At 68.1% G+C, this 1145-nt stretch carries 2 protein-coding genes; both read left to right on the top strand.

All coding sequences use genetic code 11. From position 1 onward, the window contains the following. Positions 1-82 precede the first annotated feature (82 nt). On the top strand, positions 83-661 hold the full coding sequence (locus ACFYWM_RS44740; RefSeq protein WP_389928011.1) for a helix-turn-helix domain-containing protein: 579 nt from the start codon (positions 83-85) through the stop codon (positions 659-661). A gap of 5 nt (positions 662-666) precedes the next feature. Next, a partial coding sequence (locus ACFYWM_RS44735; RefSeq protein ID WP_389928008.1) for a transposase occupies positions 667-1145 on the top strand: 479 nt, incomplete at its 3' end.

The raw sequence follows: 1145 nt of genomic DNA, 5'->3' as shown, positions 1-1145 counted from the left end.
CGTCTAGTGCTTTGTTCCTTTTTGGGCGGCAAGATCAGGCGTACGATCAGTGCCCAGTAGGTCGTTGATGGGCGGTGAGGCAGTGCCGAAGCTCCTGTTCGCGCGGGCGCCGAAGGATGCGATCGAGGAACGCACGATCCGCAAACTGGCCGGTGCCCGGCATGCTCCGGCCGATTGGATCCGCAGGGCTCAGATCATCGCGTTGAGCTGGGAGCGGCTGCGGGTGCCGCAGATCGCCCGCGAGCTGGGCTGTGCGGAGAAGACGGTGCGCTACCGGCTGGCGCGCTTCAACGACCAGGGCCTGGACGGGCTGGGAGATCGGCCTGGCGTCGGCCGTAAACGGCGGATCAGCGAAGCCGAGCGCTCGCAGATCATCGCGTTGGCCCGGACCTCGCCGGCGGGCCGGCCGGTGCGCGATCGGGTAACCGGTGAGCTGGCCGCGGCCGATGAGGCCGGGCCAGGGGTTTGGACGCTGGACACCCTGACCGAGGCCGTCCACGAGTTGGGCATTGTGGTGGCGCGCTCGCAGGTGCGGCGGATCCTGCTGGCCGAGGGGGTGCGCTGGCGCCACACCCGCTCCTGGGCCACCAGCCACGACCCGGACTTCGCCCCAAAAGAACCCGCATTGTTGCCCTCTACACCTGCCCCCCGCCGGGAGTGACGGTCGTGGCCGCCGACGAGCTGAGCCCCGTCCTTCCCCGAACCTTCGACCCCGCCCCCAGCTGGAGCGCCGGCGGTCGGCGGATCAAAGCCACGCTGGAATACAGCCGCGGGCCACAGAAGACCTGGGTGTACGGCGGCCTGCGCGTCGCTGATGGCCATGCGGTCACCATGACCGCCGCATCGCGCAACAGTGCCGGCTGGCAGCGCTTTTTATCTCTGCTGGAGCGGGCCAACCCGGTCGGCACGATCGCAGTGATCACCGACAATCTGTCCAGCCATAACAGCGTCTCCACTCGCCAGTGGCTCATTGACCATCCGCGGATCCAGCAGGTGTTCATTCCCAAGGGCGCCTGCTGGCTCAACCTGCAAGAAGCCTGGTGGCGCATCTTCCGCCGCCAAGCCCTGGCCGGGCAGACCTTCGCCGATCCCGAAGAGATCACCTACGCCACCACCGTGGCCACCACCCAGCTCAACACCCGCGC

This window comes from Streptosporangium sp. NPDC002721 (genome assembly GCF_042888905.1).
Taxonomy (GTDB): Bacteria; Actinomycetota; Actinomycetes; order Streptosporangiales; family Streptosporangiaceae; genus Streptosporangium.
This window is presented reverse-complemented; position numbering and strand designations above follow the sequence as displayed.